The organism is Bosea sp. NBC_00550 (assembly GCF_026020075.1).
Lineage (GTDB): Bacteria > Pseudomonadota > Alphaproteobacteria > Rhizobiales > Beijerinckiaceae > Allobosea.
Map to the genome: position 1 here is coordinate 2,698,686 of NZ_CP102772.1, position 26,644 is coordinate 2,725,329.

Below are 26,644 nucleotides of genomic sequence, written 5' to 3' on the forward strand. Positions count from 1 at the left end.
GGTCAGCGCTTGAGACGCGGGTTGAGGATGTCCCGCAGATGGTCGCCGACGAGGTTGATCGCGACGATCGTCAGCAGCAGCAGTACGCCGGGATACAGGCTGATCCAGTACTTGCCGCTCATCAGAAAGGCGAAGCCGTTCGAGATTAGAAGCCCGAGCGAGGGTTTCGTCACAGGCAGCCCCAACCCCAGGAACGAGAGCGTCGCTTCCAGCGAGATCGCGCTGCCGACCTGCACCGTCGCGACCACGATCAGCGGCGGGAAGCAGTTCCGCATCATGTGCCGGAACATCACCGGCCCCTTGCCGATTCCGAGGCAAATCGCCGCCTCGACATATTCTTTCGAGCGCTCGACCAGCGCTGCGCTGCGAACGGTGCGGGCGTAGTAGGCCCACTGCACGATCACGAGGGCGAGGATGATCTTGTCGACGCCCTGACCGAGCACCGCCAGCAGCACCATGGCGACGAGGATGCTCGGAAAGGACAGTTGCAGATCGACGATGCGCATCACCATCGAGTCGACCCAGCCGCCGAAATAGGCGGCCACGATGCCGACCATGGTACCGAAGCCGAGCGCGAGCACGCCGGACATCACGCCGACGAGGATCGAAGTGCGAAGCCCGTAGAGCATGGCGCTGAGCATGTCGCGGCCCTGCCCGTCCGTGCCGAGCAGGAAGGTCACCGAACCGTCGATGTTCTGCGACCCCGGCAGCTGCAGCGCATCCATCAGATCGAGCTTGGTCAGGTCGTAGGGATTGGTCGGGGCTAGGCTCTCGGCGAAGATTGCCGCCAGCAGCAGCAGGCTCAGCAGAACCGCTCCGACGATGGCGAAGGGATTTGCGACGAAATCGCGCCCTGCCTGCTGCCAGGGCGTCTCCGGCTTGCCTTCGATGCGAGCCTTCGCCGGCGTAGCAGGCGCCGGTATGGTTGCGGCCTCGCTTGCATCGAGCGGGCCGGCAATGGGCGTCGCGGGCTCCTGTGCCGCCACGATCCGGTTCATGAGGACGCTCCGCCGAGGCGGATGCGCGGATCGAGGATGGAGTAGGTAATGTCGACAATAAGGTTGATCGTGACGAACATCAGCACGATGACCATGAGGTAGGCCACGATCACCGGGCGATCGAGCGAGTTGATCGACTCGATGATCAGCTTGCCGGTGCCCGGCCAGGCGAAGATAGTCTCGGTGACGATGGCGAAGGCGATGACGGAACCGAATTCCAGCCCAAGAACCGTCACCAGTGGGATTAGGATGTTCTTGAGCGCATGCACCATGACGACGCGGCGAGGGTAGAGCCCCTTAGCGATGGCGTAGCGGACATAATCGCTTGCGAGCGCGTCACGCATGCCGGCGCGGGTCAGGCGGATTACGAGCGAGATCTTGAACAGGGCCAGGTTGAAGGCCGGCAGGACGAGATGCGCGAGTCCGTCACGCGTCAGGAAGCTCCATTTGATGCCGAGCATCGTCACGGTCTCGCCCCGTCCCGTCGAGGGCAGCCAGCCGAGATGCACGGCGAACACCATGATCAGGATGAGCCCGACCCAAAATGTCGGCATCGAGAAGCCGAGGATCGAGCCGGCCATGATCGAGCGCCCGAGCAGGCTGTCGGGGTACATGCCGGCGAGCATGCCCAGCGGAAGCCCGACCAGCACCGAAAAGATCATCGCTGTAACCGCGAGTTCCAGCGTGGCGGGAAGTCGATCGAGGATCAGGCTGATGGCGGAGATTTTGAAGACGAAGCTCTTGCCAAAATCGCCGCCGATGACGCCCTGGACGAAGCTGACATATTGTTCGATCAGCGAGCGATCGAGGCCGAGCGATTCGATGATGCGCTGACGGTCGGCCTGCGTCGCCTCCGGCGCGATCAACACATCGACTGGGTTGCCGATGGCGAAGATGCCGATGAAGACAAGCACCGACATCGCAAACAGTACGAAGGCGCTCTGCAGCAGACGGCGCGACAGGAACGCAATCATCCCGGAAAACCCTACAACCAGCGGCGGCAACCGTTTTTGTTGCAAAAAGAGTCGTACAATAATCGTGCCAACCCGCTTCCGGGCTAGGAAACCGGACTGGCTGTCGTCAAGTTGGCTCGGCTCAACTGCGCAAGCGGATCGTCCAGCTCTCTGAGGAAATTCGCGGATTGAGGGCTCAGCAGGTCGCGAAGGGGCGTTGTCACGTTAACTCCGGCATTGCGGCAAGCCGTGTAGGTGAGCGTGCATGACCCTGCCGACCATCGGCTACAAGCGCCATCGGTTCCCTCGGGCAATCATCGCCCATGCGGTGTGGCTGTATTTCCGCTTTCCCCTGAGCCTTCGCCTGGTGGAGGAGATGCTTCTGGAGCGCGGCATTTCCGTCTCCTTCGAGACGGTGCGGCGCTGGGCGATGAAGTTCGGGCGGGATTACGCCCGCCGCCTTAAGCGCAAGAGGCCGAGCCGCCGCGGCCTCTGGCATCTCGACGAGGTCGTCGTCACCATCGCCGGAAAGAAGAACTGGCTCTGGCGGGCGGTCGATCAGGACGGCTATGTCCTCGATGAGATCGTGCAGGCGCGACGTGACACCAAGGCAGGGCGGCGCCTTCTGAGGCGCCTTCTCAGGAAGCAGGGCTGTGCGCCCCGTCGGGGCCTGTTGCGGATCTTCGGCGTCGTCCTGCCTCTCCGACCCTGCCGAGGGGCTTTCGATGCGGCTGTTCGTGAGACGATCGAGACCGACCCGGCGCTCAGCCATGCGCTCCTGCCGATGCTGGCGGGCGATCTCTTGGAGACCTTCATCGAACTCGATCGGCAAGTGAAGCGGGCCGCGCGCGAAGACACGATCTGTCGGCGCTTCATGACCGTGCCGGGCGTTGGCGAGATAACCGCCCTCAGCTTCAAGGCCGCGGTGGACGATCCCGCCCGCTTCAAGAACTCTCGGACGGTCGGGGCCCATTTCGGCCTGACGCCGCGACGCTTTCAGTCTGGCGAAACGGACAATACAGGCCGGATCTCGCATGCCGGTGACGCGACGTCCGCGCGACGCTCACGCTGCCGCAAACGCCATGCTGATGCGCTCGATCGCTTGGTCGAGCCTCAAGGCTTGGGGTGTGCGGTTGATGAAGATGAAGGGCCGCCGGCGCGCCATCGTGGCGGTCGCGCGCAAGATTGCGGTCGTGCTCCATCGCATGTGGGTCGACGGTACCGACTTCCGCCTAGGATCGGAGGCTGCAGCATGACCTGATTACAGCTTTCAGCGATCCTGGCCGGGATCGTCCCACGTGGACGACGGGATGGATGAAGCCGAAAATGTCTGCTGCGCTTCAAAGCGCGTCCATAAGCGAGGCTCTCCAGACCTAATCCGATGCATGCGTGCAGCGGCTTGGCCCGACAGAAGCCACCAGCGTGACCCGCGTGAACGAGACCCCGGCACAGAGGTGCAATCCGAGCTTGACCCGACTGCCCGATTAGAGAAGCGGACATTCGCGACGAGCGCGTCGATTTGGCGCTCGATTATATGCAACGAGCCAAGCGACTGTCGCTGGAAGCGCCTCCGGATAGGCAAGGCAATTCAGGCGAGCGGATTTGTGCGCGAGGACACCCGCCTTTTGCGCCCCGTATCGGTTCGCGCCAACGACGTTGATCGCGGAGCGCCGAACCCGATCGGCAAAGCGCCTGCTATTTCCAGACGCTGGCGAACAGGCGCAGATGGTTGTCCCCGAGGATCTTGCGGATGTCTTCGTCCGCGAAGCCGCGCTTCGCGAGCTCGGCGGTGAGGCTCGGCAGGCACTCCACTCGTTCCAGCCCTTCGGCATAGACGGTCTCGCGCGAGAAGCCGCGTTGCGTATCGGCGAACTGCGCCCCGAAAGCGGCGTAACGAACCTCCGATTCCGACTCGAATTGATCGGAGCCGAGCCCGACATGATCGATGCCGACCAGATCGGCGATATAGGCGATGTGATCGACGACATTCGCGACGGTCGGACGCCCGCCGCCTACCGCCTGGCAGAACGGCGAATAGAAGGTGACGCCGATCACGCCGCCGCGCGTGGCGAGCGCGCGGATCACCTCATCCGTCGCGTTTCGGCGATGAGGGGTCAGCCCCCGCGCATTGGCGTGGGAGATAATGATCGGGGTCTCGGAATAGTTGATCGCATCGAGCGCGGTCTTCATCCCGCCATGAGCAAGGTCGACGAGCAGGCCGATGCGGTTCATTTCCATGACCGCCGCCTTGCCGAACTGGGTCAAGCCGGTGTCGTCATCCTCCAGGCAGCCGCAGCCCAGCGCATTCCGGTCGTTATGCGTGAACTGCGCGACCCGGAGCCCCAGCTTGTGGAGGTTCCACAGCAGAGTCAGGTCGCCGTCGATCTTCGGCGCAATGTTCTGCACCCCGAAGATGATGCCGAGCCTGCCCGTCCGCTTGGCGGTCTCGATTTCGGCGACTGTCTCGATCTGAATGAGCTTGTCGGCGTGCAGGCGGAAATAGACCTGGTAGCCATACATCGCGTTGAGTAGGGCGCGCAGATCGTCGACGCCCGAGGCGATGCCGCCGACGCCGATCGTCGTGTTCATGGCAGTGAGGCCGCCGGCCAGCGCCCGGTCGATATGTGAACGGCCTTCGAATTCCGGCTGCGCCAGATGCACATGCGGCAACAGCACGCCGACACCCTGCGTATCGATCAGGGTGGCGGAGGCGTGCACCTCGCTCGCCCGTTGCCGGAGGGCCGCCTCATCCATCGCCATTATCCCGTCGTTCCATCCATCACGAGGTCGCCGCGGTCCTGACGCAGTTTCTGGTCGAGATCGGAGCGGTCGGCGACCCAGCCCTGGACACGGCCGAGATGCGCCCTCAGAGCATCCTGCGCCGTGCGTGCGTCGCGACGGAGCAGCAGGACGACGATCTGCTCGTGTTCCGCCTGGTAGCGTTGCCAGCGATCGAGGCCGAAGGTCTGCTGCTTCAGCGAGAGCCAGGCCTGGCTGCGCCGGGCCGCCACCATGTAGCGGCCGATCTCCTGGAATACGGGATTGCGCGTGGCGGCATAGAGGCGCCCGTGGAACTCGGAATCGACGGCCTCGCAATCATGCCAGAGCGTCGCGCGGCGACCGGCGAGAGCGAGCGCCTCGATCTCCGCGAGTTCATGGTCGGAAGCGTTCATCACGATCAGCGAGGCGAGCACCGGCTCGCATTCGCTGCGGAACTCGACGAGCTCGCGCGGCGAGGGAACGATCTTGCCGAACTCCGCCGGCATCGCCCCGCCGCGCGCAGCCGTGGACGGGGCCGGGCCGACCACGAAGGTGCCGCGCCCGACTTGCCGCGCGATGAGGCCGCGATCGACTAGCCGCGCCAGCGCATCGCGCACCGTGTTGCGGGACAGCCCCGAGGCATCGGCGATGGCGCGCTCCGTCGGCAGCCGCTCGCCGGCCGGCAGGCTGCCGTCCCGGATCGCGGCCTCGATCGCGGCGGTGATCTGGCGCTTGTCGACGCCGGCCGAGTTCAGCGTCGCCCAGATTCCCGGGATGGCAGGTCCATCGGTCACCGTCATGCTGCCCCATTTTGCACCAATTGGCCCAAAGTGACGTCAAGTCTAGACTGAAAATCGGTTCTTGCAAGCTGGTTCGAGCCGTGCAGAATTAGAATGGTCTAAATGGTTCAGCCTGGAATGCCGATGTCTGGTGGCGCGAATTCGGTCGAGGTGGCAATTGTCGGTGGCGGCATCATGGGCGCAGCGACGGCGCTGCGGCTCGCCCAGCGCGGCATCAAGGTCGCGCTCTTCGAGCGCGGGGCCATTGCTTCGGAACAGTCGAGTCGCGCCTGGGGCTTCATCCGACAGCAGGGCCGCCACGAGGCCGAGGTGCCGCTCGCGGCGGAGGCCAACGGCCTCTGGACCGAATTGACTTCGCTGCACGGCCAACCCGCTACCGGCTTCACCCGCGGCGGCATTCTCGTGCCGGCCGAGACGGAAGCGGATGAGGAGCGTGTCGTCGTCGCTGGCCATGAGACAGCGGCCAAATATGGCCTCGACAGCCGCATCTTGGACGCAGCCGGCATCTGCGAACTGGTGCCGCAATTCGCCGGCAAATGGCGCAGCGGTCTCTACACCGCCGCCGACGCCCATGGCGAACCCGCCCTTTCGACGCGGACCATTGCGGCGGCGGCGAAGGCGGCCGGCGCCACCATCCACGAGAACACGCCGGTGCTCGCAGTCGAGACGAGTGCAGGCTCGGTCAGCGGCCTCGTGACGAAGGCCGGCATCTGGAACGCGCCGATCGTGCTGCTCGCCAACGGCGTTGGCGCGCCGGCGCTGGCGTCGCAGCTCAAGCTCGAGCTGCCGATCCAGATCGTCAAATCCTCTGTCGGCCAGACGCTGCCAGCAGTCCCCTTCACGCAGGTCGCGATGTGGACGCCGCGGGTCGCCTTCCGTCCGCGCGGCGACGGCAGCTTCGTCATCGGCAACGGCTATCGCGGCGTCGGCGTCGACTATGAGCTGACCATCGATTCGCTGCGCAGCGCCCGCCATTTCCTGCCGGCCTACCGCCTCAACTGGCGGCTGATGCGGCTGACCATCGGCCCGGATTTCATTCACCAGCTCAGGGCGAAGCTGAGCCGCGAGGCTTCGGTGCAGGCTCTGCCCGAGCCTTCCGCCAACGACCGCAAGGTCGCGCATAACCTCACGCGCCTCAACGAGCTCTTCCCGCATCTGGGCGGCGTCGGGCTTGAACGGAGCTGGGCCGGCCGGCTCGACCTCACGCCCGATGCGATCCCGATCATCGACCGTCCTGCCACTGCGCCGGGCCTGTTCATTGCGGCCGGCTTCAGCGGCCATGGCTTTGCGCTCGGGCCCTCGATCGGCAAGCAGCTGAGCGAATGGATCGCCGATGGCCGCCCTTCGCTCGACCTCTCGCCCTTCCGGCTGTCGCGCTTCGCCGAGGGCATCGTCCACAGCGCCAAGAAGGCCCTCTAGGCCGAGGCGCTCGAAGCCGTCCGTCAACAACACAGGGGAGAACGGAATCATGGAGAAGCTCAACCGGATCGACCGCCGCAGCCTGCTGCTCGCGGCCGGAGCCCTCGCGGCAGCCGGCCCGGCCGGCATGGCGCGGGCGCAGGCCGCCGGCAGCATCAAGGTCGCGACCTGGGGTGGCTCCTGGCGCGATTCGCTAGATAAGCTGGTCGGCGAGAGCGTCCGCAAGGCGGGCGGCACCGTCGACTACGTCGTCGACACCCCGCAAGGAAACCTCGCCAAGCTCGTCGCCGCCCGCGGCGGCAATGCACCATTCGACACGATGGAGAGCGGGCTCGAGCTGGTGCAGCTGATGGCGGCAGACCGTTTCGTCGCCGACCTCAACTACGACAAGCTGCCGAACGCCAAGGCACTGCCGGACTTCGCCAAGGCCAAGAACTACGTGATGACCCTCGGCAGCATGGACGGCATCATCTACAATCACGAGAAGTTCAAGGAGCTCGGGCTCGAGCCGCCGAAGACCTATAGCGACCTCGGCAATCCGAAGCTCGCCGGCAAGGTCGCATTCCCCGACATCACCCATACCCAGCACTGGAATGCCGTGGCCGGCCTCGCCTATGAGGCTGGGGCAACCGAGGCCGACCTCCTCAAGGCGATCCCGCTCGTCAACAAGATCAAGCCGGCCTATTTCTATTCGGCTTCGACCGAACTCTCGACCAAGATGGCGGCTGGCGAGGTCTGGGCGGCGCCGTGGCATGCCGGCTTCGTGGTGCGTCTGCGCCGTAACAACGTGCCGCTTTCGATTAGCTACCCGAGCTTCGGCACCAAGAAGGGCTCGCTCTGGCCGGTGCTGCACCACATCGTGCGCGGCACCAAGAACGAGGCGCTGGCTGAGACCTTCGTCAACGCCTATCTCGACCCGGCGACCCAGCTCGCCCACGCCAAGGCGACCGGCGTTCTCCCGATCAACCGGGCCGCGATCAAGGGCATGGCGGATGATCCGGAGAACAAGGGCGTGCTGATGCTCGGCGACGCGGAGCTCGACAATCTCTTCGTCGTCGACTTCGCCAAGGTGAAGCTCGCGGAATGGCGTAACGCCTGGGCGCGGGACATCCTGCGCGGCTGATCGACAAGATGACCAACGTCACGCTCGACAAGGTGGTGAAGCGCTACGGCCAAATCGATGTCGTGCGCGGCGTTGACCTCACGATCGAGGAGGGTGAGCTCGTCGTCCTCCTCGGTCCCTCCGGCTGCGGCAAGACGACGACCCTCCGGATGATCGCCGGCTTCATCGAGCCGAGTACTGGCGAGATTCGTATGGGCGTGGAGGTGGTGAACCGCAAGCCGCCACGCCTGCGCAATCTCGGCATGGTCTTCCAGGACTATGCGCTGTTCCCGAACATGACGGTCGCCGGCAACATCGCCTTCGGCTTGGAGGAAAGGCGCGCGCCGGCAGCGCAGCGCGCCGCACGGGTCGAGGCCATGCTGGCGATGATCCGCATGGAGCATCTGGCCGGGCGTTATCCCTCCGAACTCTCGGGCGGCCAGCAGCAGCGCGTCGCGCTCGCCCGCGCGCTGGCCTACGAGCCGGCTGTGCTGCTGATGGACGAGCCGCTCGGTGCTCTCGACCAGAAGTTGCGCGAGGAGATGCAGCGCGAATTCGCCCGCATCCAGCGCAGCGTCGGCATCACCACCATCTTCGTCACCCATGACCAGCAAGAAGCGATGATGCTGGCCGACCGGATCGTGGTGATGAATGGCGGCGTCATCGAGCAGGCGGGCACGGCCGAGGCCCTCTACCATCGCCCGGCCAGCCTCTTCATCGCCGACTTCATCGGCCGCTCTAATAAGTTCCAGGGCGTGGTCGAGCGGCTGGAAGGTGGCGAGGCCCAGATCAGGCTCGGCGGTGGCTGCCTGATCCGTACCGCAGCTCCCGCGGGAGTTGCCGCCAAGGCCAAGGTGACCTGCGTCGTGCGGCCCGAGAACCTGCACGCCGGCCGGGCCGATCTCGACAACGCAGTCGAGGCCCGCGTCCTGCGCCGCAGCTTCCTCGGCGACAGCGTCGACATCATGCTGGAACTCGACGGTCAGGAGGAAATCATCCTCAAGGCCGGCCGGGCCGATCTCGCCAACCTGCCCGAGAACGGCAGGCTGATGCTCGGCTTCGCGCGGCGTGACGTCGCCTGCTTCCCTGCCAGCGAACGCACCAGCTGAGATGGGCAACCATCGCTCCTACGATCTGGCGCTGCTCGCGGCCTTGCTGGTCTCGCTCGTCCTGTTCGTGCTGCCGCTGTTCTTCTTCCTGCGGCAGAGCTTCTACGAGAATCTCGGCATGGGTCTCGTCGGCGACAGGCCGTCGCTCCGCAACTACACCGACATCCTGACCGACCCGTTCTATCTCGGCGTCTTCTGGCGCACGACGCGGCTCTCGGCCGCCGCTGCACTGATCGGCCTCTGCATCGCCTATCCTACCGCCTATGTGCTGGCCCGCAGCCGCTCGGGCTTCGTCCGTGCGCTGATCGTCCTGCTCCTGATCACTGCCTTCGTCAGCATCATCGTCAAGGTGCTGGGACTCACGGTGCTGATGGGCTCGCAGGGGCCGATAGCAGCGTTGCTCCGCGCGCTCACGGGCTCGGCGGCCTCGATGCTGCACAACGAGTTCGCAGTCGCCGTCGGCCTCGTCCAGTACAGCCTGCCGCTGCTCGTGATGCTGCTCTTCGGTGTGATCCAGACCATCCCGCGCGCGCTGGAGGAGGCGGCGGCCGTCGGCGGCGCGAGCGACTGGCGGCTGATCCGCCGCGTCCTGCTCCCGCTCTCGCTCAACGGCGTCATCACGGCCGGGCTGATCGCCTTCAACATGAATATGGGCGCTTTCACCTCGGCGGTTCTGCTCGGCGGCGGCAATGTGCTGACTGTTCCGGTGCTGATCCAGCGCAAGATCGTGCTGGACGTCGACTATCCGGTCGCGGCTGCGCTCGCCGTGCTGCTCTCCCTTGGTGTCTTCGCCATCAACGTCGCGGTGGCGACGCTGCGGCGCTCGCCCACCGGCGCCTCGCGCCTGCGAAGGGCCGCGGCATGAGCGGACGGGCCAGCCGCCTCCTCTTCGGCCTTATCGCCTGCGCGACCTATCTGTTCATGGTAGCGCCGCTCCTCGTCATCGCGGCCGCTTCGCTCGACGGCAGCGCCTCGGCCTATATCCGCTTCCCGCCCGAGAGCCTGTCGCTGCGCTGGTATCTGGCGATCCCACAGAAATATTGGCTCTCGCTGGCGCTGAGCTTCGCGATGGCGCTCTCGGCGGCTGCGCTCTCGACCCTGCTCGGCACACTGGCGGCGCTCGGCATCGCCCGCGGCTCGGCCCGCGGCAATGCCTGGCTGACGACCTATTTCAACCTGCCGCTGCAGATCCCCTTCGTTGTCACGGGCGTGGTCTTCCTGCAGTTCTACAATATCTTGGCGGAGGCGATGGGATTAGATCTCGTCGGCCGCTTCTGGGGCCTCGTGATCGCCCATCTCTTCTTCTGCGTCCCCTACGCGGTCGGCGCGATCGGCTCCGTCATCACGGCCGATCTCGACCGTAACGAGAATGCTGCGCGCATCGCGGGCGCCACCGAGTGGCGGGTGCTCCGGCGCATCACCGTCCCGGCACTGAAGCCCGGATTGTTCTCCGGCTTCTTCTTCGCCTTCATCGTCTCCTTCGGCGACGTGCCGGTCAGTGTATTCCTGGTCAGCGGCGGCACGGCGCCCCTGCCGGTCGAGATCTTCCAGACCCTGCAGTTCGACTACGATCCGACGGTGCTGGCGATCTCCACGATCGTGCTTCTGCTGTCGGCCGGCTTTGTCGTCGCGATGCGCAAACTGACTGGGCTCGACATCGTCATGCCCGGCTCAAGCTCGCGGCGTTAGCCGAATAGCGCTGACTAGCGCTCTGGCTAGCAGTCTGTCGGGGAGTCCAGTTCCGGAACCCAATTGATGCCAACCATCATTTCGGACGGGCAATTGGCGCCCCAACCGGACATTAGCTCCCGGCCCAAAAGCGGACGTCGGCGCAAAGATCAAGTTTGGGATGAAGCGCTCGATCATTGTGCCGTCACCAGCTACGCTTCGGCTGCAAAAGCATAGATCAGATCGACATCGCCCTCGACCACCAAGAACTCATCGCTGGTCGCCAAGCGCGCGCCATGGCCCGGAGAGCCGCCCTGCAGTGAGGGGATGCCGAGGACCTTGGCGAAATGCGCCCAAGGGCCGCCGAAACCCTGCACCGGATCGTGCGGGGGCAGTCATAGGCATCGAGCGTCGCCAGCGTGGCGCGGATCAGGCTGGATTCGACAGAGGTCTCATACCAGTCATAGGCCGCCATCACCCTGATCGCAATGTCCAGGACACCGGCCAAATCGAGATGGCGGCGGATGATCGCGATGATGTCCTGCGCGCCAACCTCGCTGATCACGCGCAGATCGCAAGTCGCGGTCGCCGTGTCGGGCAGCAGGAAGGACTTGGTGCCAGGCCCGGTATAGCCGCTGCGCAATCCGCTGATGTTGAAGGAGGCGCCATACATGTAGCGTTGCAGCAGATCGGCTGGCGCCATCTCCTCTTTGAAAGCCTCGAACGGGAATTGCGGCGCCAGCCCGGGGATGAAGCCGTTGGGATCCTTGCCGGCAACGCCCGAGCGCATCGCGTCGAACAGCGGGCGTTCCCAGTCGGCGATCGGCTTCTCCTGCGCCATCAGGGCGGCGAGTTCGGGGATGGCTAATCCGGCCGCTGTCGTCGGTCACGTCTTCGGCGGTGAAGTCGGAGCCGTCATGGAACTTGACGCCCTTGCGCAGCTTGAACTCCCAGGTCGTGGCATCGATGGCCTTCCACGACTCGGCCAGATTGGGCTCGACCTGCAGTTTCTCGTTCGAGCGCACCAGCGTGTCGAAGATGTGCTTGAGCGCCTCGACATGGACGCCCAGCGCGCTCCCAACCGTGCAAGACCGATCGCACCAAGCAAGCGGCCGTTCCCCACGATCATCCCCGGATTGCTGGCAAAGGGCGGAAAGCCGGTCAGGGCGGTGGGCGTCATGGGTGGCCAATACCAGGCGACCGGACATTTGCAGATTCTGACCGGGCTGCTCGATCGCGGCCTCGATAACCAGCAGGCGTCGGACGCGCCGCGCTGCTTCGTCTTCGATGGCAATCTGTCGCTGGAGCCGACGATTTCAGCTACCGTCGCCGATGATCTGGCGGCACGCGGTCATCGTACCGTCTGGGCAGACGAGCCGCTCGGCGGTTGCCAGATCGTTTATGTCGACCACGACCGGGGCGTCATGTACGGCGCCTCCGATCATCGCAAGGACGGAATTGCGCTCGCCGCCTGAGACCGCACGCTGCCGGAGCTGGATCCCATGCTGGAGATCAATATTCCCGAGGTCGTCGCGGAGGTTCGCGCCGTGTTCGATCGCTATGAGCGCGCCCTGAAGGAAAATGACATCCCCGTGATGGAGGAACTGTTCTGGAACAGCGCCCTGACCACGCGCTACGGCGTCGGCGAGAACCTGCGCGGCTGGCGGGCGATCTCGCATTTCCGTCGTAGCGGCAAGCTCGGACGGTTCCGGCGCGTGCTGGTCGACACCATCATCACGACCTATGGCCGCGATGTCGCGACCGCCAACACCGAATACCAACGCGAGGGCGAGGCGCTTCCGGGGCGCGAGACCAAGACACTGATCCGCACTCCTGATGGCTGGCGCATCGCCTCGGCACATGCCAGCCTTCTTGGCCTCACCGTCTAAGCGGGCTCAGCCGCTGCGAGCGACCCAGCCAAGTAGGTTCAGCCACATCGTCCGGAACATCGGTGCCTGCAGGAAGTCGTTCGGCAGCCAATGCGGTCCGATATCCGTCGTCCAAGCCGCGCTGCGCCCCTTGCCGGCCGTGCCGCAGACGAGCAGCGGATGGCCGCCCTCCTCCTCCGGCATGCTCAGCAAGACGTCGGCCCCCGGCCTGGCCATGACCTCGTTGATGCCGAGGATGTAGGGGAGCGATCCGCCAAGGCCAGCCATGACTGGGTGACTCTGCGCCGACGCTGTCGCGACGGGTTCGATGCCCTCGGGCATCTCGATGCGGTCGTCATAGGGGTGCATCGTCACGGGCAGCACCGCCTCCACCGGCGTCTTGCAGTAGCGCGCCGCGCCGTTGATGCCCTGGAAGCTGTAGTAGCCGCCGACCATGATAAGGCCGCCCCCGCCGAGCACATAGTCGCGGATCGCCTTCAGCCGGTTGGGGAAGCGCTTCGACTGGATCCAGACTGCAGGCGGCAGCAACAGTGTGTTGGCGCCGATGTCGCTGAGGATTATCGCGTCGTATTGCGCCAGTTCCTCGGCGCTTGTTGGGAAGCTCTCGGCCGCCTCATGGCAGAGCATATAGGTGAAATCGAAGTTCGGGCCGGCCAGCACCTTCAGGAAATCGTCGGCGCCGCGATGATGCGTCACCGAGGGGAACTGGTCCCAGCCCTTGATATGGGTCGCGGTCGAGGTCCAGCTCTCGCCGGCCAGCAGGATTTTCTTGGTCATGTCACTCATGCCTCGTCGTGCCGGATAAGCCGCCGGCACAGGGCCGGCAGCGACCAAGCCGGTGCCGCGCTCAGGAAAGCTTGGCGAACTGGAGCTGGAAATTGCCGTCCGGGTACTGCACCCAGTCGAGCGCCTTGACGGAGGCCTGCAGCGTCGCCGGGAACGCGAGGAACAGCATCGGCGCATCCTGCGCGATGAGGTTCTGCGCCTCGCGGTAGATCTTGGCGCGCTCCGCTTCGACCGTCAGTGCGCGGGCCTGTTCGAGAAGCTGCGTAACCTTGTCGCTGTGGTAGCCCGCGAAATTGTTCGGGCCGGTCTTTGTGAAGTAGTTAAACATGTTGCCGTCCGGATCGGTCCGGCCCGACCATGGCGACATGCACAGGTCGAAATCCTTCTGCCTGAGCACCGTGATGAGGCTGGTGGAATCGATCTGCTTGATCTCAACCTTGAAGCCGGCCTGATTGGCCTGCGCCTGCAGGATCTCCGCGGTGCGGACCTGCGCCGGGGAGTTCGTCACGGTGATCGAGACCGGCACGGGTCCGCTGATGTTAGCCTCGGCCAGCAGCTTCTTCGCCGCATCGCTGCCGGGCTTATAGGGTGCGAAGGCAGGATCATAGGCCCAGCCGATCGAGGGAGGGATCGCGCCATAAGCGACGTTGCCGGTGCCGAAATAGACCGCGCGCAGTACAGTCTGCGGATCGATCGCGGTCACGAAGGCGCGCCGCACGGCCGGATTGTCGAAGGGTGCGCGCGTGCAGTTGAGCGAGAACGCGTTGAAGCCCAGGCCCGGCGACTGTTTCAGCGTGACACTGGCCTCGCGCGACAATTGAGCAACCGCCTGCGCCGGCACGCCATCGACGAGCTGGATCGTGCCCGAGCGCAAATTGGCAAGCCGCACCGTCTCGTCGGGGATCGGGCGGAAAACCAGCCGCTCGATCGAGGCCGGGCCGCGCCAGTAGCCGGCGAAGCGCTCCAGCACCAGCTCGGAATTCTTAGTCCAGGACACGAATTTGTAGGGGCCGGCACCGACCGCCTTTGCGGAGAAATCAGCGCCGAGCGCCTTCACCGCCGTCGGCGAGACCATCATGCCCGCGCGGACCGCGACAACCTGCAGGAACGGCGCATAGGGCACCTTGAGCTTGATCGTGAAGCTCTGCGGCCCGGCTATTTCGATCGTGTCGATCGGCCCGAGTTCGGTCCGGCGCGGCGAGGCGGTCGCCGGGTCGAGCATGCGCTCGAAATTCGCCTTCACCGCCGCGGCGTCGAGCGCCGTGCCGTCATGGAAGGTCAAGCCCGGCTTCAGAGTGAAGCGGTAGGCCACGGGGTCGACCTGCTCGGCGCTGGCGAGGCCGGGCTCGATCTTCATGTCCGGCGTCATGTGCAGCAGCGGCTCGTGCAGGTTGAACGCCACGGCTAGTTCGAAGAACGAGGCCATCAGCGCCGGGTCGAGCGTCACCGGGTCGGAGACCACGCCGATCGTCAGCGTGCGCGGGCTCTGGGCAAAACCAAGCCCCGACGAGAGCGCGGCGGGCGTGGCCGCAAGCGAAGCGATCAGGGCGCGGCGGGAAAGTGTGGTCGTCATGATGGTGGTCCTCTGGTTAGTGCCCTGTTGGCAAGTTCTACGGCCGGCTTTTTTGGCTAGGTCGGCCCTGCGTCGCGCGGGTCGAGTTTGTCCCTCAGCCCGTCGCCCAGCAGGTTGAAGCCGAGCACGATCAGGAAGATCGCCAGACCCGGGAAACAGGCCAGCCACGGCGCCAGATCGAGGAAGCCGATGGCATTGCGTAACATGTTTCCCCAGGTCGGCGTCGGCGGCTGAACGCCGAGCCCCAGGAACGAGAGATAGGCTTCGGTGATGATCGCTGAGGCGAAGAGCAGCGAGCCCTGCACGATGACCGGCGTCATGATGTTGGGCAGGATGGTGCGGAACAGAATTCGCGCCGTGCCCGCGCCGAGCGCCCGGCTGGCCTCGACGAAATCGAGCCGGGCGACGATCAGCGTCTGCGCCCGCGCGATCCGGGCGAAGACGGGCAGATTGACCACCGCGATCGCAAGCACGGCATTGGTCAGGCTCGGGCCGAGCACGGCGGTGATGGCCAGGGCGAGCAGAATGCTCGGAAACGCGAAGATCACGTCCATCACGCGCATCATCAGCGCATCGATCCATCCGCCGAAGAAGCCGGCGACGAGCCCTGTTGCCGTCCCCAGGATGAACGCCGCGGCGACGCTGAGCACGCCGACGAGGATCGACGCGCGCGCGCCATAGATGACGCGCGAGAAGGTATCGCGTCCGAGATCGTCGGTGCCGAAGAGATGCTCGGCCGAGGGCGGCGAGAGCGTCGCGATGAAGTCGGGAATGTTGGGGTCATGCGTCGCGATCAGCGGCGCAGCGAGCGCCATCACCAAGGCGAGCCCGACGAGCACGACCCCCGTGGCAGAACGCGGATCGGCGACAAGCTTTCTCGCCAGCCCGCGCGGCGTGGACGTAAGCACCAGGGTGGGCGCCTGGCTCAACTGACCCTCACGCGCGGATCGACCAGCGTGTAGATCAGGTCGGTGATGAAGTTGATCAGCACGAACAGCACGGCGGTCAGCAGCACGGCGCCCTGCACCACGGGATAGTCGCGGGCGAAGATAGCATCGACGGTCAGCTTGCCGATGCCGGGCCAGGAGAAAACCGTCTCGGTGATCACGACGCCGCCGAGCAGTTGGCCGATCTGGATGCCGATCAGAGTGATGATCGGGATCTGCGCGTTCGGCAGGGCATGGCCCAGCACAACGGCGGATTCGGCCAGTCCCTTGGCCTTTGCGGTGCGGACATAGTCGCTGCGCAGCACCTCGAGCATCGTCGCCCGCGTCATGCGCATCGTGGCGGCGGCGAGCGCCGCACCCAGCGTCAGCGCCGGCAGCACAAGATGTCGCAGGAAGTCGCCTGGCGCTGCCAGCGGCGAGGCGTAGCCCGATGACGGCAGGATCGGCAGCCAGATCGACAGGCAAAGGATCAGCAGGATACCCAGCCAAAAACTCGGCATCGAGAGCCCGCAAAGCGCCAATAGGGAGGCCAGATAATCGCTGGCGCTGTTGCGCCTCGTGGCGGCAATGATGCCTGCCGGCAGCGCGATCGCCAGCGAGATCAGCACCGCGGCAAAGGCAAGAAGCGCGGTCGGGCCAAGCGCTCCGATCATCAGGGGGAACACCTCGCGCCCGCCCTGGATCGAGCGCCCGAAATCGCCGGTGACGACGTTGCCGAGCCAAGAGAGGTACTGAACCACGAGCGGCTGGTCGAGCGCGAGCTTCTGCCTGAGCGCGGCGATAGCCGCCGCGTCCGCCTCGAGTCCGAGCAGCGCCAGCGCCGGGTCGCCGGGCACGAGCCTGATTAGGAAAAACGACACCAGCGACGTCCCGAACAGGACTGGCAACAGGCTGAGCAGACGCGTCAGGACAACGAACATGGCTTCTCAGTGTTGGTATTGAACCGGTTCAATCGGCGTGATACTTCCCGCCGACCATGCATCTGTCAATGATTGCGTCCATGCAGGTTTCGCGCCGCCCCATGCATCGGGGCGGGTTGCCCATGGCTGACGGTGGCTGGGCCACATGAGCAACGAGAGCGCTTCGGGACGCCAGCGCAATGCCACGATCGACCACGTCGCGCAGAGTGCCGGTGTGTCGAAGGGAACGGTCTCGAACGTGATCAACGGTCGGGTCCCGGTTGCTCCGGAGACGCGGCGCAAGGTCGAGCGTGCGATCGCCGATCTCGGCTTCCATCCGGCGGAATCGGCGCGCGCCCTGACCTCTCGCAAACGCATGACCGATCCCGATGCCAGGCTCGATGCCGGCGTTCCGCGCCTGACCACGGTCGGCTATGTCAGCGTCGATTATTTCGCCTGCCTCGACCGGCTGCCGCAGCGGGAGGAACGGCGCCTGTCGCGTGCGATCATTAAGTCGATCGGCGGACCGGCGGCCAATGTCGCCGCCATCGCCGCTAATCTCGCCGCGCCCTTCCCCATAGCGGCCTCGCTGATCACCGCGATCGGCGTCGACCAGGAGAGCGACTGGGCGGCGGCCGAGCTGGCCGACCGCCGCGTCGATTTGATCGTCCCGCCCGATCGCCGGGCCGGCCGTCTGGTCCGCGCCATCGTGATGGTCGAGGCCGACGGCAGACGCACCATCATCAACGAGCCGTCGCGCCTGGCCGAGGTCGATGTCCAGCGCTTCATCGAGGCGACCGACCCCGCCGGCATGCGCTGGTGCCTGCATCTCGAAGGCTATCAGGTGCCGCGCCAGATCGGCATGATGGCCGCTGCCCGCGCGCGCGGCTTCCGAACCAGCATGCAGGCGACGGGGCTTGCCACGGATTGGCTTGCGCAACATGCCGTGACGATCTTCGCAGCCTTCGACGTCGTCGTCCTGCATCGCGAATCCCTCGCATTCATTCCCGGCTGCCCGATAGAGCCGGAGGCGGGGCTAAGCCATCTCGCCGACCGCGCGACAAAAGCCGATCTCTGGCCGGAGATCGTCGTCATCACGCTCGGTTCCGACGGTGCGGCGATCCTGACGCGCGACGGGCGGATCGATCGCGTGACGGCCATCACCGTTCCCGTCGTCGATACGACCGGCGCCGGCGACGCCTTCGTCGGCGTATTCCTGGCCGCCTGGCTGAATGGCGTTTCGCCACGCGAGGCCGGCAGCCTCGCCTGCGTCGCCGGCAGTCTCGCCGTGACGCGCTTCGGCGCCCAGGAGATACGACCCACGGCCGGCGATCTGATCAGCCGCGCCGGCGATCCCGCCCTTTTGCCATTACATCTGCAAGAAATCGGAGCATAGGCTGTGTCGCGGTCGATCTATCGTGAGAAGCAGAACGCGATCCAGCGCCTGTTCGGGCGGCGAAAAGCTGTCATCGGCGTGATTCATTCGCTTCCACTTCCGGGCTCGCCGCATTACGACGGCGATCCGATCGAGCGCATCTACGCCCACGCGGAGGCCGAGGCGCTGCGTTATCGCGATGGCGGCGTCGATGGGCTGATCGTCGAGAACCATGGCGACATCCCCTTCGCCAAGCCCGACGAACTCGGCCCCGAAACGGCTGCGACCATGGCTGTGATGAGCCATCGCGTCGTGCAAGTGAGCCGATTGCCGATCGGCATCAACGTGTTGGCCAATGGCGCCATCCAGGCGTTGGCCGTGGCCAAGGCGTCGGGCGCTGCCTTCGTCCGCGTCAACCAATGGGCCAACGCCTATGTGGCCAATGAGGGCTTCATGGAGGGCAAGGCCGGGGAGGCGAGCCGCTACCGCGCCTGGCTGCGGGCAAGGGATGTCGCGATCTTCAGCGACGTACAGGTCAAGCACGGCGCCCACGCCATCACGGCCGACAGGACGCTCGAAGAGCTGACCCGCGACAGCGAGTTCTTCGACGCCGACGCCGTCATCGTCACCGGCCAGCGCACCGGCGACAGCGCGAAACTCGATCAACTCGAGACCGTCCGCAACGCTACGAAGCTGCCGGTCCTGGTCGGCAGCGGCGTGACGACCGAGAATGTCGAGGCGATCTTCGGTTTCGCCGACGCGGTCATCGTCGCCAGCTCGCTGAAGCATGAAGGCGGGTGGTGGAACGAGGTCGATCCCGAGCGCGTCACTCATTTCATGGCGGTGGTCGGTAAGATTCGCGCGAAAGGTGGCGCGTGAACCGCGTCCTCGTCATCGGCAACGCGACCGTCGATCTGATCCTGTCGGTCGCAGAGCTACCAGCGCCGGGCGAGACGGTGCTTGCCGATCAAGCCTTTCGCTGCCCGGGCGGCAAGGGCTTGAACCAAGCTCTTGCGGCGAGCCGCCTGGGCGTCTCGACAACGCTCGTCGCCTCCATCGGAGACGACCAGGACGGGCGGTTCCTCGATGCCGCATTGGCCGGCGAGTTGCTCGCGGTCGAGTGGGTGGCGTCTACGCACCCGACGGACCTGTCAATCGTCTCGATTGCGGCGAGCGGCGAGAACGCCATCGTCAGCACGGCCGCGAGTGCGCGATCCTTGGCGCCGGAATCGGCCGAAGCCGCGGCCTCTACCCTGGGCCCCGGCGATGTGCTTCTCCTGCAAGGCAATCTCGGGGAGGCCACGACCCATGCCGCGCATCGGGCTGCACGGGCGGCAGGTGCGCGAACCATCTTCAACACCGCGCCGATCGCCTGGGATCAGCGGGAACTCGCGAGCCAGGTCGACATCGTCGTGGCCAATGCCGGCGAAGTGGAACGACTGACATCCCTGAGAAACGAGGCGGCGGCACTGCGGCTTATCGAGGCAGGCGCGGGAACCGTTATCGTGACGCGAGGAGCCTATCACGCCATTCTTGCCGATCGATCGGGCGTAAGACTGTTTCCGATCGGACCAGTCGGGGTGGTCGATACCTCAGGTGCCGGCGACGTCACGGTCGGAATCCTGGCTGCAGGACTGGTCTGCGGCCTGGCGATCGACAAGGCTTTAGATGTCGCCCTCACCGCTGCCTCGCTCTCGGTAACGCGGCACGGAACCAGCGCATCTTTCCCGACAGCAGCGGAGCTCTCGCAGCTTCTCCTCGGCACAGGCTGACCGGTTCGCCCTTCCGAACGATCTTCCTTCCGCCAGCCGGTGCGACTGGCCAAGCCGCTCCGGCACCAACAGCTTATGAGGGATCGATGGACGACTACATGTAGCCCTCGATTTGCATTTCGTGCATGGCCTAATGTTTTCCACGGGGTCGCGGTGAGATCCACAGGGATTTGTGGCTGAACGCAAGGCGATTGGCGGGAAATTCGGAAGGTGTCGCGACGCTTGAACGACAGGCGGGAAACCTCGATCCTGTGGTCAGAGAGCGAATAAGCCGGTTCATCGAGCGCGGCCCCATGGGCGACAAGGTTAAGGTAGCGCGCGGGCATCGGTGTCAAATCTGTGAGGCGACCGGGCTCCACCCTCATACTTTCGCAAAGCGGGATGGCTCGCGTTACGCCGAGGCTCATCATGTCCAACCGGTGTCAAAGCTAATTGCAGGTTCACTAGGAGAGCAAAACATTATGGTGCTCTGCCCAAATCATCACCGTCAGGCGCACTACGGCGATTTCGAAGTCGTTGAGGAAAATGCGGGGGACTGGAACGTGTCCATCGACGGCGTGAGGCTTTCCATTGATCGCACGGTCTTGTAACCCCTGCTTGATAGATCCGACCGGCATCCCGCTCCTGTGAACCGCAATATATTGTGGTCCGCCCGGAGCTCACTTTACTCAAACGTTGTAGAAAATAGTGGCAGAGAAGGCGAACCACCACTTCATCCCGCAGTTCTATCTCAGAAACTTCAGTCCCCCCGGTGATCGACGGCAGGCAAAGGTCTTCTGCTTCGACCAATCTACGAGAAAAACCTTTGAGACTTTGGTCCGGAACGTCGGCAGCCGGCGCCACTTCTTCCGAATCGATGTCGAGGGCTATGACCCGAACCATATCGAGGACGGGATGGCCAAAATAGAGGGTGAAATTTCTCCTCATCTCGCCGAGGCAATCGAGACGAAGAGCTTCCCATCGGACGCGCATTTTTTCGGTCATGCTTCTGATGGGGAACATTGCCGTGCGTAATCCACGCTTCAGGTTAATCAACGAGGACTTTCACCTGAAAGTCGCCGACCGTATTATGAGGATGACGCTGCAAGATCAGCATCGCTTCGACGATTCGATGAAGCAAGCGCGAGCGGACGGCGTCCCAATTCGCGATGATATCAAATACGATGCCATGAAGGACTTCATCGCTCGAGGTGAATACAAGGTCGCGATTGATCAGACTTACCTAATTGGATTGGAGCTCGGAGCGGTCCGGACGGTTGTTGATCAACTGGCTAGCAGGAGCTGGTCATTCGTCTCGGCCGCACCGGGAACCACCTACGCAACCTGCGACGATCCGGTCGTATTGGCGTGGGCTGACGGAGATGACCGGCGTCCATATTCGCCCGGATTCGGCCTGGCGGGCACGATCGTCATGTTTCCGATCTCGCCGGAGCTCGCGCTGATCGGCTTGCTCAACAGTCAGCCTGCGACGAGGGGGCATCTACGCGATAAGGTCGCTGCGATGAATACGAGCATTGCGAAAAATGCCACCAAGCAACTCTATGCCCGCGATGGGTCGTTCGAACTCCACACCAGGACCGAACCATACGTCAAAGGAAAGGATCTGGGTGCTTTATTGGAACGGCAGGAGAGACGCCGCTAGCTTGGCTCGAAACCGCTCCTTGGCGCTCCATTTGTTTTCCAGTGCCGGAATATGCAGAAGGGTTATCTGCTCGGCGCCGCTGCCGGAGACTGAAGCCAGCGCTGGGCCGGATCATCCTATCCTGGCGATTCCGCGGAACCTTCCTGCGTCAGACGGTGTTCCGGCGTAAGCTAGCGACGTTCCGTTGCCCACAAATGTGATCGCTCCCGCGCTACAAGGAATTTGACGCTCGGAAACGGCCGAGAGCCCGGCGGGACTAAAAGACGCGGACATTGCAAGAGTCTGGAATGGCTCCACCTCCAGACGGGGTAGCGGGACAAGTTCAATGTCCGGGGTGGGTCGAATGTTTCCCGTTGGCCGCTGTCCAGGGAGCGGACATTCGGCGCGAACCAAGCGGGACTCATTTGCCAATCAATCCACTAGCAGGCTGTTGAAAGAGCGGCTCGCGGATCCGGCCTTGACGTGATTCACTCCTCTGCGCTGGGGAGGGGCGGGATGCGCGGGACGGACGAGAGGACAGGGGCGCTTTTCAGCTACGTGGACCTGGAGGCCCGGGTGCCGGCGGGTCATCCGCTTCGGGCGATCCGGTCGCTGGTGAACGAGGCTCTTTCGGCGATGGGGAGCGACCTCTCGGCGCTCTATTCGGGCCTCGGCCGACCGTCGATCGCGCCGGAGAAGCTGCTGCGTGCGATGCTGCTGCAGGCCTTCTACTCGATCCGCTCTGAGCGCCAGCTGATGGAGCGGCTGGAGTTCGATCTCCTGTTTCGCTGGTTCGTCGGGCTCGGCATCGACGACGCGGTCTGGGATCACTCGACGTTCTCGAAGAACCGCGACCGGCTGCTTGCCGGCGACGTCGCCGCGCAGTTCCTGTCGGCCTTGCTGGCGGGGCGCCGTGTGAAACGGCTCCTGTCGAGCGAGCACTTCAGCGTCGACGGCACGCTGATCCAGGCGTGGGCGTCGATGAAGAGCTTCAGACCGGTCGAAGAGCCTGGAAGAGGCTCCGGCCCGAACGAGCCGCCGCCGGCGTCGGGCGGGCGCAACGCCGAGGCCGGCTTCCGGGGCGAGAAGCGTTCGAACGCGACCCACGCCTCGACCACCGACCCGGACGCAAAGCTCTATCGCAAGGGGCCCGGCATGGCGGCGCGGCTCGCCTTCCTCGGCCATGCCCTGATGGAGAACCGCTCCGGCCTCATCGTCGATGCCTGCTTGACGAAGGTGTCGGGCCATGCCGAGCGGGTCGCGGCTCTGGCGATGATCGAACCGTATGCCGACCGGCCGCGGCCCATCACGCTCGGGGCCGACCGCGGCTATGACGCGGCCGACTTCGTGAACGAGCTGCGTTCGATGAACGTGCGCCCGCAGCCGGCGCAGGTTGCGGGCATAGCTGCAGCCAAATTTGAGGACCCATCGCCGGATCGTCTCGTACGAAATGTCGAGGCCGCGCTCCGCCAGCAACTCCTCGACATCGCGATAGCTCAAGGTGAACCGCAGATAGAGCCACACGGCGTGCCGGATGATCTCGGGAGGGAATTGCTGACGGGCGCAGGAAATCGGCTGCATGCCCCCCACCCTAACCGGCGAGGCTCAATTCGCCCATTCCCCTGACAATGTCTTGGCGCCGCTTCTGTCGCCCTATCCGTTCACCTCGAGCGGCCGGCAACCTCGCTCCCCCCTTGGAGAGCGCTACGGATCGGCACGCGTACCAATCGGCGACGGCGCATTTCTCCAAGCCAACTTCTTTAACGGCATTCGCCAGTCGGCCATGCGCATCGCTGAAATCGTGCAGCCGGAAGGCGGACCTTCCTAGCGTCGGGAAAGGGCAGCTCCGGCCGCCAGGTACCACACACCCAGCCGGCGCCCGGAACAGACGTTCCAGAAGTCGGCTGGGGGCCAAAAACGCCGGATCTGTCAGGCACGAAGTGTCAGGGGCAAAAGCTGCCGATCCTGAACAGGTCGCCAGGGTTCTTGCTGCTCATCGCGCGCAACTCCGGTTCGCTAAAACCTTCCGATTCCAGCAGCAGCAGAAACTCGCGGAAGGCCTCCACCGGCGGGGGCAGCAGATAGATGCCGGCATCGCCCGAGACGATCGCCATCTCGCCGGCCGCACGGATCTTCGGCGTCAGGTCCTGGACAGTCTTGGACGGCGCGCGGTGCTTCTCCTGGTCAACATGTGTCAGCCCAACCTGGGTCGCATGCGTGAGGACGAAGAACGAGAACTCGCAATAGGCGCCCAGCCCCACCAGCCTCTCGATGGTCGGCGTGTCGTAGCCGCCGGCATGGGTGCGCACGCGGGCGGCGCCGCGCTTCTTGGCCTCTTCCGCCAGTGCAACAGCCTCCCAGCCATCGACATGACCGCAATCGAAGACGATGTCGCGCTCGGCGCAGAGGTCGATGATCGCGGGCACCGGGTCGGGCACCTTGCCGCTCTCGTGCACGCCGAAGGCGGCTTCGAGATAGAGCCCCGTGCGCCCCTCGCGCCGCGCCACTGCCTTGGTGTGATGCGTCGGCAGCGAGAGGAAGCGCGCGCCGGTGCCAGGCCCGTAGCCGTAATCGACGGCATTGCGCGCCGCCTCATAGGTCACGCCGCCGGCGGTGGGCTGCATGATCAACCCGCCAAAAATCTCGATGCCGAGATGGCCGAGCTCGGCGGCGGCGAGTGCGGCATAGCCCGACGAGTTCATGAAATTGTCCATCAGCCCGATGGCGCGCATGCCGGCTGCTGCCGCCTGGCGCACCGATTCGAAGATGTTGGCGCTGCGCCCGTTGAGATGCGGGCAGGTGTGGACATGGCAGTCCACCGCGCCCTTCAGGTAGTGCATGCCGTAGCTCATCGGGGCTCTTCCTTCAGTGCCGCAGGATGCGGCGGACGAAATCGGCGCACCGCTCGGTCTGCGGTGCGTCGAAGATCTGCTGGGGCGGGCCGACCTCGACGACCTTGCCGTCGGCCATGAACACGACCTTGCTGGAGATCTCGCGGACGAAGCCCATCTCGTGGCTGACGATCAGCATCGTCATGCCCTCGGCGGCGAGCACGCGGATGGTGTCGAGCACCTCGGCGACGAGTTCGGGGTCGAGCGCCGAGGTCACCTCGTCGAGCAGCAGGATCTCCGGCCTCAGCGCCAGCGCTCGCGCGATCGCGACGCGCTGCTGCTGGCCACCGGAGAGCTCGTCCGGATAGGCCTCGATCCGGTGCGACAGCCCCACCTTTTCCAGCAGCGCGCGAGCTTCGCGCTCGACCTCGGCCGCGTCACGCTTCTTCACGATCGTCGGCGCGATGGTGACATTGCGCAGCGCCGTCATGTTCTGGAACAGGTTGTATTGCTGGAACACGACGGCGAAGCGGTCGCGCACCTGCCGCAGCGCGGCTGCGCTGCCATAGTCGACCTGCGTGCCGGCGACATGCACCACGCCGGCATGCGGCTTCAGCAGCCCGGTCAGCACGCGCAGCAGCGTGCTCTTGCCCGAGCCGGAGGGGCCGATAATCGAGACGATCTCGCCGCGCTCAACTGACAGCGAGACATCCTGCAGGACCGGCACCGTGCCGTAATTGGCGCTGAGCTTATCGATGACGAGATTGGGCAAGCCGGCGCTCCAGATGCGATGCGAACAGGTTCATGGGGTAGCAGAGAAGAAAATAGAGAATCAGGATCGTGCCGAAGCAGATCGCCGCCGAGAAACCCTTCTGATTCAAAATCTTGGCGGCGTAGGTCAGCTCGACCACACCGATCTGCGAGGCGATCGAGGTGCTCTTCACCAGCCCGACCGAATAGGTCATCGAAGGCGGGATGATGATTGCCCAGGCCTGGGGCAGGATCACCCGGCGCAGCGCCGTCAGCCCGCCCATATTCATGGTCTCGGCGGCGTCCCACTGGTTCTTGTGCACGGCTTCCAGCCCGGCGCGGATGTTCTCGGCCGAGAAGGCCGAGGCCGAGAACGCGACCGTAGTGGCGGCGACCGCGAACATGCTGGCGTCGAAGCCGGCGAGCTGGAAGGCGAAGAACACCACCATCAGCTTCACCAGAAAAGGGATGCGCCGGAAGATCTCGACATAAACCGTCGCGAACCAGCGCAGCGGCGCGAAGCCGACGATCCGCTCGTTGCGCAGCACCGCCAGCACGAAGCCGACGAGGAAGCCCAGGCCGCAGCCGACCAGTGACAACATCGCCGTGAAGGCGAAGGCCTGTCCCAGGAAGATCAGGTTGTAGTACATGAAGAAGCGCGGGGCCTCCTCGAGGAGCGAAGCCATCAGAAGACCCTACCCATCAAAAAACTCGCCCCTTGATGCGGAAGAAGTAGCGGCCGACGGCATAGAGCGCCACGCTCGCGACCAGGGTGAGCGCGATGTAGTAGAGCGCGGCGATCGAGAAGATCTCGAAGGAGCGGAAGGTCTGGGCGTTGATGTTGTACGTCCGCCCGGTCAGCTCCTCAACGCCGAAGATCGCGGCGATCGAGGTCGTCATCGTCAGGATGATGTACTGGTTCGACAGGGGCGGGAACAGAACCTTGCCGATATGCGGCAGCACCACGTAGCAGATGATCTGGACGCGCGAGAAGCCCAGCGTCTCGGCCGCCTCGACCTCGGCCTTGCGGATCGACCGGAACCCGGCCCGCTGGATTTCCGTCAGATAGGCGCCGGCGTTGATCGCCATGCCCAGCAGCACGGCCTGATAGGAGCCGAGGACGATGCCCCAGTCCGGCAGGGCGAAATACAGAAAGAAGATCTGAACCAGCAGCGGCGTGTTCAGGAAGAACACGACATAGGCCTTCACCGACCAGCGCAGTGGCCGCGGTCCGTATTCCAGCACCGACGCGCAGACGAGGCCAATCGCCCAGCCGATCACGAAGGCGATCGCCGCCAGTTGCAGCGCGAGCCACGCACCGCCGGCGAGATAGCCGAGATAGGGCGTCACCTGCCCGTATTGGAGGGTGTAGGCCATCAGCAGGCGCCGTCA

The 26,644-nt window shown here is 64.8% G+C and carries 28 protein-coding genes and 1 pseudogene; 16 read left to right on the forward strand and 13 right to left on the reverse strand.

All coding sequences use genetic code 11. The features are described 5' to 3' along the window. Positions 1 to 2 precede the first annotated feature (2 nt). Together NWE53_RS12915 and NWE53_RS12920 are read right to left on the reverse strand one after the other, a co-directional pair. Positions 3 to 998 carry an ABC transporter permease gene (locus NWE53_RS12915; RefSeq protein WP_265054660.1) on the reverse strand — a complete coding sequence of 332 codons (996 nt, stop codon included), beginning with the start codon at positions 996 to 998 and terminating at the stop codon, positions 3 to 5. Further along, positions 995 to 1,972 (reverse strand): ABC transporter permease, encoded by a 978-nt coding sequence (locus NWE53_RS12920; protein WP_265054661.1) that lies wholly within the window; start codon positions 1,970 to 1,972, stop codon positions 995 to 997. The genes NWE53_RS12915 and NWE53_RS12920 overlap by 4 nt, the downstream gene beginning before the upstream one ends. A gap of 244 nt (positions 1,973 to 2,216) precedes the next feature. Here NWE53_RS12920 and NWE53_RS12925 point away from each other — a divergent pair. Both NWE53_RS12925 and NWE53_RS12930 read left to right on the forward strand, forming a co-directional pair. Continuing rightward, positions 2,217 to 2,618, forward strand: a pseudogene (locus tag NWE53_RS12925) (IS6 family transposase); the annotation flags it as partial. A 6-nt stretch (positions 2,619 to 2,624) separates the two neighbouring features. Next, positions 2,625 to 3,212 (forward strand): transposase, encoded by a 588-nt coding sequence (locus tag NWE53_RS12930; protein ID WP_442865027.1) that lies wholly within the window; start codon positions 2,625 to 2,627, stop codon positions 3,210 to 3,212. A 434-nt stretch (positions 3,213 to 3,646) separates the two neighbouring features. On the opposite strand, the gene NWE53_RS12935 is transcribed toward NWE53_RS12930, so the two are convergent. Next, positions 3,647 to 4,705 carry a dipeptidase gene (locus NWE53_RS12935; RefSeq protein ID WP_265054662.1) on the reverse strand — a complete coding sequence of 353 codons (1,059 nt, stop codon included), beginning with the start codon at positions 4,703 to 4,705 and terminating at the stop codon, positions 3,647 to 3,649. 5 nt (positions 4,706 to 4,710) lie between these two features. Further along, positions 4,711 to 5,511 (reverse strand): FadR/GntR family transcriptional regulator, encoded by an 801-nt coding sequence (locus NWE53_RS12940; protein ID WP_265054663.1) that lies wholly within the window; start codon positions 5,509 to 5,511, stop codon positions 4,711 to 4,713. A 102-nt stretch (positions 5,512 to 5,613) separates the two neighbouring features. On the opposite strand from NWE53_RS12940, the gene NWE53_RS12945 reads away from it, so the two are divergent. The 5 genes from NWE53_RS12945 to NWE53_RS12965 are packed head-to-tail and all read left to right on the forward strand — an operon-like array spanning position 5,614 to position 10,830. Then, positions 5,614 to 6,930, forward strand: a complete 1,317-nt coding sequence (locus NWE53_RS12945; RefSeq protein ID WP_265054664.1) for an NAD(P)/FAD-dependent oxidoreductase — start codon at positions 5,614 to 5,616, stop codon at positions 6,928 to 6,930. A 49-nt stretch (positions 6,931 to 6,979) separates the two neighbouring features. Beyond that, positions 6,980 to 8,053 carry an ABC transporter substrate-binding protein gene (locus NWE53_RS12950; protein WP_265054665.1) on the forward strand — a complete coding sequence of 358 codons (1,074 nt, stop codon included), beginning with the start codon at positions 6,980 to 6,982 and terminating at the stop codon, positions 8,051 to 8,053. Between the two features lie 8 nt (positions 8,054 to 8,061). Beyond that, a complete protein-coding gene (locus tag NWE53_RS12955) occupies positions 8,062 to 9,141 on the forward strand; it encodes an ABC transporter ATP-binding protein (RefSeq protein ID WP_265054666.1) in 1,080 nt (359 codons plus the stop codon). A 1-nt stretch (position 9,142) separates the two neighbouring features. Next, positions 9,143 to 10,006 (forward strand): ABC transporter permease, encoded by an 864-nt coding sequence (locus NWE53_RS12960; RefSeq protein ID WP_265054667.1) that lies wholly within the window; start codon positions 9,143 to 9,145, stop codon positions 10,004 to 10,006. Continuing rightward, positions 10,003 to 10,830 (forward strand): ABC transporter permease, encoded by an 828-nt coding sequence (locus tag NWE53_RS12965; RefSeq protein ID WP_265054668.1) that lies wholly within the window; start codon positions 10,003 to 10,005, stop codon positions 10,828 to 10,830. The genes NWE53_RS12960 and NWE53_RS12965 overlap by 4 nt, the downstream gene beginning before the upstream one ends. Before the next feature lie 440 nt (positions 10,831 to 11,270). On the opposite strand, the gene NWE53_RS30025 is transcribed toward NWE53_RS12965, so the two are convergent. Further along, positions 11,271 to 11,777, reverse strand: coding sequence for an ABC transporter substrate-binding protein (locus tag NWE53_RS30025; RefSeq protein ID WP_442865028.1), 507 nt, complete (start codon positions 11,775 to 11,777; stop codon positions 11,271 to 11,273). On the opposite strand from NWE53_RS30025, the gene NWE53_RS12980 reads away from it, so the two are divergent. Further along, a complete protein-coding gene (locus NWE53_RS12980) occupies positions 11,670 to 12,284 on the forward strand; it encodes a gamma-glutamyltransferase (protein WP_442865009.1) in 615 nt (204 codons plus the stop codon). The two genes, NWE53_RS30025 and NWE53_RS12980, sit on opposite strands and share 108 nt — an antisense overlap. Before the next feature lie 27 nt (positions 12,285 to 12,311). Beyond that, positions 12,312 to 12,698 carry an oxalurate catabolism protein HpxZ gene (gene hpxZ, locus NWE53_RS12985; protein WP_265054670.1) on the forward strand — a complete coding sequence of 129 codons (387 nt, stop codon included), beginning with the start codon at positions 12,312 to 12,314 and terminating at the stop codon, positions 12,696 to 12,698. 6 nt (positions 12,699 to 12,704) lie between these two features. Here the strand turns inward: hpxZ and NWE53_RS12990 are convergent, their stop codons facing one another. The 4 genes from NWE53_RS12990 to NWE53_RS13005 all read right to left on the reverse strand — a co-directional run bounded on the left by NWE53_RS12990 (position 12,705) and on the right by NWE53_RS13005 (position 16,924). After that, on the reverse strand, positions 12,705 to 13,475 hold the full coding sequence (locus NWE53_RS12990; RefSeq protein WP_442865010.1) for a glutamine amidotransferase: 771 nt from the start codon (positions 13,473 to 13,475) through the stop codon (positions 12,705 to 12,707). 70 nt (positions 13,476 to 13,545) lie between these two features. Next, on the reverse strand, positions 13,546 to 15,057 hold the full coding sequence (locus NWE53_RS12995; protein WP_265054672.1) for an ABC transporter substrate-binding protein: 1,512 nt from the start codon (positions 15,055 to 15,057) through the stop codon (positions 13,546 to 13,548). A gap of 56 nt (positions 15,058 to 15,113) precedes the next feature. Beyond that, positions 15,114 to 15,986: an ABC transporter permease gene (locus tag NWE53_RS13000; RefSeq protein WP_265054673.1), complete on the reverse strand. Its 873-nt coding sequence runs from the start codon at positions 15,984 to 15,986 to the stop codon at positions 15,114 to 15,116. After that, positions 15,983 to 16,924, reverse strand: coding sequence for an ABC transporter permease (locus NWE53_RS13005; protein ID WP_265054674.1), 942 nt, complete (start codon positions 16,922 to 16,924; stop codon positions 15,983 to 15,985). The genes NWE53_RS13000 and NWE53_RS13005 overlap by 4 nt, the downstream gene beginning before the upstream one ends. 145 nt (positions 16,925 to 17,069) lie before the next feature. On the opposite strand from NWE53_RS13005, the gene NWE53_RS13010 reads away from it, so the two are divergent. From NWE53_RS13010 to NWE53_RS13035, 7 genes are all read left to right on the forward strand, one after another. Continuing rightward, a complete protein-coding gene (locus NWE53_RS13010) occupies positions 17,070 to 18,299 on the forward strand; it encodes a carbohydrate kinase family protein (RefSeq protein WP_265054675.1) in 1,230 nt (409 codons plus the stop codon). A 3-nt stretch (positions 18,300 to 18,302) separates the two neighbouring features. Next, positions 18,303 to 19,157: a BtpA/SgcQ family protein gene (locus NWE53_RS13015; protein WP_265054676.1), complete on the forward strand. Its 855-nt coding sequence runs from the start codon at positions 18,303 to 18,305 to the stop codon at positions 19,155 to 19,157. After that, positions 19,154 to 20,050, forward strand: coding sequence for a PfkB family carbohydrate kinase (locus NWE53_RS13020; protein WP_265054677.1), 897 nt, complete (start codon positions 19,154 to 19,156; stop codon positions 20,048 to 20,050). Before NWE53_RS13015 ends, NWE53_RS13020 begins: the two co-directional genes overlap by 4 nt. 293 nt (positions 20,051 to 20,343) lie before the next feature. After that, a complete protein-coding gene (locus NWE53_RS30030; protein WP_442865011.1) occupies positions 20,344 to 20,640 on the forward strand; it encodes an HNH endonuclease in 297 nt (98 codons plus the stop codon). Between the two features lie 97 nt (positions 20,641 to 20,737). Beyond that, positions 20,738 to 21,064, forward strand: coding sequence for a DUF4238 domain-containing protein (locus NWE53_RS13025; RefSeq protein WP_265054678.1), 327 nt, complete (start codon positions 20,738 to 20,740; stop codon positions 21,062 to 21,064). After that, positions 21,057 to 21,692 carry a DUF4238 domain-containing protein gene (locus tag NWE53_RS13030; RefSeq protein ID WP_265054679.1) on the forward strand — a complete coding sequence of 212 codons (636 nt, stop codon included), beginning with the start codon at positions 21,057 to 21,059 and terminating at the stop codon, positions 21,690 to 21,692. Before NWE53_RS13025 ends, NWE53_RS13030 begins: the two co-directional genes overlap by 8 nt. 495 nt (positions 21,693 to 22,187) lie before the next feature. After that, entirely contained in the window at positions 22,188 to 23,297 is a 1,110-nt protein-coding gene (locus tag NWE53_RS13035) for an IS5 family transposase (protein WP_442865012.1), read from the forward strand. Between the two features lie 317 nt (positions 23,298 to 23,614). On the opposite strand, the gene NWE53_RS13045 is transcribed toward NWE53_RS13035, so the two are convergent. Genes NWE53_RS13045 through NWE53_RS13060 form a run of 4 tightly spaced genes read right to left on the reverse strand, consistent with a single transcriptional unit; the run spans position 23,615 to position 26,629 of the window. Then, entirely contained in the window at positions 23,615 to 24,523 is a 909-nt protein-coding gene (locus tag NWE53_RS13045; RefSeq protein ID WP_265054680.1) for a DUF6282 family protein, read from the reverse strand. Positions 24,524 to 24,536: 13 nt separating this feature from the next. Beyond that, positions 24,537 to 25,274, reverse strand: a complete 738-nt coding sequence (locus NWE53_RS13050; protein WP_265054681.1) for an amino acid ABC transporter ATP-binding protein — start codon at positions 25,272 to 25,274, stop codon at positions 24,537 to 24,539. Beyond that, the gene (locus NWE53_RS13055) at positions 25,252 to 25,938 is read right to left on the reverse strand and encodes an amino acid ABC transporter permease (protein ID WP_265054682.1); all 687 of its coding nucleotides are present in this window, start codon (positions 25,936 to 25,938) and stop codon (positions 25,252 to 25,254) included. The genes NWE53_RS13050 and NWE53_RS13055 overlap by 23 nt, the downstream gene beginning before the upstream one ends. Before the next feature lie 16 nt (positions 25,939 to 25,954). Further along, entirely contained in the window at positions 25,955 to 26,629 is a 675-nt protein-coding gene (locus NWE53_RS13060; RefSeq protein WP_265054683.1) for an amino acid ABC transporter permease, read from the reverse strand. Between the last annotated feature and the right edge of the window lie 15 nt (positions 26,630 to 26,644).